A 4,843-nucleotide genomic window follows, 5' to 3' on the forward strand; every position below is an offset into this window, starting at 1 on the left:
GGCGCGACCGGGACGGCGAGCGTACGGCGCTGGAGGCCCTGTCGCGGCTCTGGGTGTCGGGCGCGGACGTGGACTGGGCGAACGTCATCGGCGGTGGCCGTCGCGTCGACCTGCCCACGTACGCGTTCCAGCACCGGCGTTACTGGCTCGACGCGCCGCTGCGGGGCGGTGATCCGCTCGCCCTCGGGCAGGTCGACGTACACCATCCGATGCTCGGCGCGGCCGTGTCGCTCGCGGACGGCGACGGGTTCGTGTTCACCGGCAGGGTGTCCGTCGCCGACCAGCCGTGGCTGGCCGACCACCGGGTACTGGACACGGTGTTGGTGCCCGGCACGGCATTCGTCGACCTCACGCTCGCCGCAGGGGACGCCGTGGGGTGCCGTCTGATCGAGGAGTTGACGCTTCAGGCGCCGCTCGTACTGGACGGCACCGCTGCCGTGCAGCTCCAACTCACCGTAGGCGCACCGGACGAGCGGGGGGCCCGGGCGTTCCGCGTGTTCTCCCGGACCGGCGCCGCCGAACTGGACCAGCCCTGGACACAGCACGCCACCGGGCAGTTGGTCGCCGGTCGCGGCTCGGCCGCTCCCGACCTGGCGACCTGGCCGCCGACGGGCGCCGAACCCGTATCCGTGGACGAGTTGTACGGGACGCTCGCCGACGCCGGCTTCGCCTACGGGCCCGCCTTCCAGGGCGTACGGGCCGCGTGGCGGCGCGACGGCGAGGTCTTCGCCGAGGTGAGCCTGCCGCCCGGTGAGCAGGCCGGGGCGGCGCGGTTCGGTGTGCACCCCGCGCTGCTAGACGCCTCCCTGCACACCTTGAACTTCGCGGAGGGCGTGGCACGGCGTGGCGCCCTCCCGTACTCCTTCGAGCGGGTGTCACTGGAGCGCGTCGGCGCTGACTCCCTGCGCGTACGGCTGGTGGCGACCGCACATGACACCGTCTCCGTCGACTTCGCCGACCCCACCGGCCGTCCGGTAGCTGCCATCGGGTCCCTCATCCTGCGCCCGGTCACCGCCGACCAGATGAAGGCGGCCCGGACGCATCACCACGACTCACTGTTCCGGCTCGACATGGTGTTGGCGCCGGTCACCGCCGCCGACGGCTCCGCCGAGGAGCGGTGGGCGGTGCTGGGCGGTGACCCGGCCCCGCTCGTGAAGGCGCTCGCCGTGGCCGGAGCGCCAGTCGACTCGTACCCCGACATCGAGGCGCTGCAACTGGCGGTCACAGGGGGCGCGTTGGTTCCCGACCAGGTGGTTGTCGCCGTGACCGACGAGCACGGCGGCTCCCTGACCGACCGCGTTCACCACGCCACCCACCGGGCGCTGCATGTGGCGCAGACCTGGCTCGGCGACGACCGTTTCGCCGGCTCGCGGATGGTCTACGTCACCCGCAGCACCGACGGTGTGGTCGAGGACAACCTCGCGTGTGCGCCGGTGCGGGGGCTCATCCGGTCCGCGCTGGCCGAGAACCCGGACCGTTTCGCGCTCCTCGACCTCGACCACCACGATGTGTCGTACGGTGCCCTCGCCGCCGCCATGACCTGCCGTGAACCGAATGTCGCCGTACGTGGCGGCGCCGTCCACATACCGCGCCTGGCCCGGGTCGGCGCCGTATCGGCGCCCACGGGCGGGGTGACTTGGGAGAGCGAGGGCACGTACCTCGTCACCGGTGGCACCGGCGGCCTGGGCCGGCTGCTCGCCCGGCACCTCGTCGCCGAGCACGGCGTACGCCACGTGCTGATCACCAGCAGGCGCGGCCCGGCTGCCGAGGGCGCCGCCGAACTGCTGTCCGAACTCAAGGGACTTGGTGCGGACGCGCGTATCGCCTCCTGCGACGTCGCCGACCGCGAGGCGCTGGCGGAGCTGCTCGCCTCGATCCCGGCCGCGCACCCACTGCGGGGTGTGGTGCACGCGGCCGGTGTGGTGGACGACGGCGTGGTGTCGTCGCTGACCCGCGAGCAGATCGACGGGGTGCTGCGCCCGAAGGTCGACGCGGCGATCAACCTTGACGAACTGACCCGGGACATGGACCTGTTGGCCTTCGTCCTCTTCTCGTCGCTCGCCGGTACGGTCGGCGGCCCAGGCCAGGGCAACTACGCGGCGGCCAACACCTTCCTGGACGCGCTGGCACACCACCGCGGGTCGCTCGGCCTGCCCGCGCTGTCGCTCGCCTGGGGACCGTGGGAGCAGCCCAGCGGTATGACGGAGCAGCTCACCGATGCTGACTTCCGGCGGATGGCCCGAGGCGGCCTGGAACCGCTGTCGGCCGCGGAGGGCCTGGCCCTGTTCGACATCGCCTGCGCGGTCGACGAGCCGGTCCTCGTACCGGCCAGGCTGGTGAGCGAATCCCGCAGGGCGCAGGTGGACATCGCCGCGGTTCCGCCGATCCTGCGCGGACTGCTGGGCCGCCCGGCCAGGCCCACGGTCACCGTCGACCGTGCCGCCACCGCGGGAACAACGCCCGCGAAGGCGGCGGGCCTCGACGGGCGGCTCGCCGCCATGTCGGCCACCGAACGGGAACACACCGTCACCGAACTCGTACGGACAGAAGCGGCGACGGTCCTCGGATACGAGGGAGCGGGCGAGGTCGAGACCGAACGCGGCTTCCTGGAGCTGGGGTTCGACTCCCTGACGGCGCTCGAACTGCGCAACAGGCTGTCGGCGGCGACCGGGCTGCGACTTCCCGCCACCGTGATGTTCGACTACCCGTCCCCGACCCGGATGGCCACCCACCTGCTCGGCCACCTCGTACGGGACGAGAAGCAGTCCGCGCGTGACACCGCCCTCGCCGGCCTGGCCGGACTGGAGACCGCGCTCCCCGAACTGGCCGGTGACGACGGCGTACGCGAGCAGCTCGCCGAGCGACTCCAGCACGCCCTGACCCTGCTCACCGAACACGCCGACGCGAACGGACACGGCGACGCGAACGGACGCGACGTCGCCGACCGCCTCGACGGGGCGACGGACGACGACCTGTTCGCATTCATCGAAAACGACCTCGGACTTTAACCCTCCCTGCGTTGGCGCGTCCGTTCCCGGACGCGTTCCCAGAAAGGCGACGACCCCGATGAACGAAGACAAGCTGCGCGACTACCTCAAGCGCGTGACGGTCGATCTGCACCGGGTCAGGGACCGCCTCCAGGAGGTCGAGTACAAGGCCCAGGAACCCGTCGCGATCGTGTCGATGAGCTGCCGTTATCCGGGTGGTGTGGAGTCGCCGGAGGATTTGTGGCGGTTGGTTTCCGAGGGTCGGGACGGGGTGGGGGAGTTCCCTTCGGACCGGGGGTGGGACCTGGGGAATCTTTTCGATCCGGATCCGGATCACCGGGGTACGTCGTATGCGCGTGAGGGTGGATTCCTTTACGAGGCGGCTGAGTTCGACCCGGAGATGTTCGGGATCTCGCCGCGCGAGGCGCTGGGCATGGACCCGCAGCAACGCCTCCTCCTGGAGACCGCCTGGGAAGGCTTCGAGCGTGCCGGCATCGACGCCGAGTCGCTGCGCGGCAGCCGTACCGGTGTGTTCGTCGGCATCATGTACAACGACTACGCCTCCCGCTTCCGCGCGTACCCGGAGGGCATGGAGACGTACGTGGGCAACGGCAGCGCGGCGAGCGTCGCCTCGGGCCGTATCTCGTACACCTTCGGCCTCGAAGGCCCGGCGGTGACGGTCGACACGGCGTGCTCGTCCTCGCTGGTCGCGCTGCACCTGGCCGTCCAGGCGCTACGGCGCGGCGAATGCTCGCTCGCGCTGGCAGGCGGCGCCACCGTCATGTCGACACCGAACACATTCATCGGGTTCAGCAGGCAGCGGGGTCTGGCGCTGGACGGCCGGTGCAAGGCCTTCTCGGAGGATGCGGACGGCACAGGCTGGGCGGAAGGGGTCGGCCTGCTGGTCGTGGAGCGGCTGAGCGACGCGCGGCGGCTCGGGCACCAGGTGCTGGCGGTCGTACGGGGCAGCGCCATCAATCAGGACGGCGCGTCGAGCGGCCTGACCGCGCCGAACGGCCCGTCGCAACAGCGGGTGATCCGGGCGGCGTTGGCGGACGCGGGTCTGTCGGGTGCGGACGTGGATGTGGTGGAGGCGCACGGCACGGGTACGTCGTTGGGCGACCCGATCGAGGCGCAGGCGCTGCTCGCCACGTACGGGCAGGACCACACCGAGGACCGGCCGCTCTGGCTCGGCTCGGTGAAGTCAAACTTCGGGCACACGCAGGCCGCAGCGGGTGTGGCCGGTGTGATCAAGATGGTGCAGGCGATGCGGCACGGTGTGCTGCCCAAGACGCTGCACGTGGGGCAGCCGTCCTCGCATGTGGACTGGTCGGCGGGTGCGGTGGAGCTGCTGACCGAGGCGCGCGCGTGGCCGGCGGGGGATCATCCGCTGCGGGCCGGGGTGTCCGCTTTCGGGATCTCGGGGACGAACACGCATGTGATTGTGGAGCAGGCGCCGGAGGCATCGGAGGCGCTGGAGCCGGTGGTGGCTAAGCCGGTGGGTTCGGTGGTGCCGTGGGTGGTGTCGGGTCGCTCGGACGCGGCTCTACGAGCCCAGGCAGCGCGGCTACGGACTGCCGGCACCGAGGCCGACCCGGTGGATGTCGGCTTCTCGCTGGCGAGTGGTCGGGCGGCTCTGGAGCACCGGGCTGTGGTGCTGGGTGCGGATCGTGGCGAGCTGCTGGCTGGGCTTGAGGGTCTGGCTGTGCGGGGGAGTGTGCGGTCGGGGCGTTCCGCGGTGTTGTTCACGGGGCAGGGTGCGCAGTGGGCGGGGATGGGGCGTGGGCTGTATGGGGCGTTTCCGGTGTTCGCGGCGGCGTTGGATGAGGTGTGTGGGGAGTTCGGTCCTGAGCTGC

At 71.5% G+C, this 4,843-nt stretch carries 2 protein-coding genes; both read left to right on the forward strand.

Features of this window, described 5'->3' with window-relative positions; genetic code table 11:
- The coding region (locus tag QR77_RS29175) for a type I polyketide synthase (RefSeq protein ID WP_160310966.1) at positions 1-3,008 on the forward strand (3,008 nt) is incomplete at its 5' end.
- Between the two features lie 58 nt (positions 3,009-3,066).
- Positions 3,067-4,843, forward strand: a 1,777-nt coding sequence (locus QR77_RS29180; protein WP_150130590.1) for a type I polyketide synthase, incomplete at its 3' end; no start/stop codon positions are given.

This window comes from Streptomyces sp. 150FB, assembly GCF_000818195.1.
GTDB lineage: Bacteria > Actinomycetota > Actinomycetes > Streptomycetales > Streptomycetaceae > Streptomyces.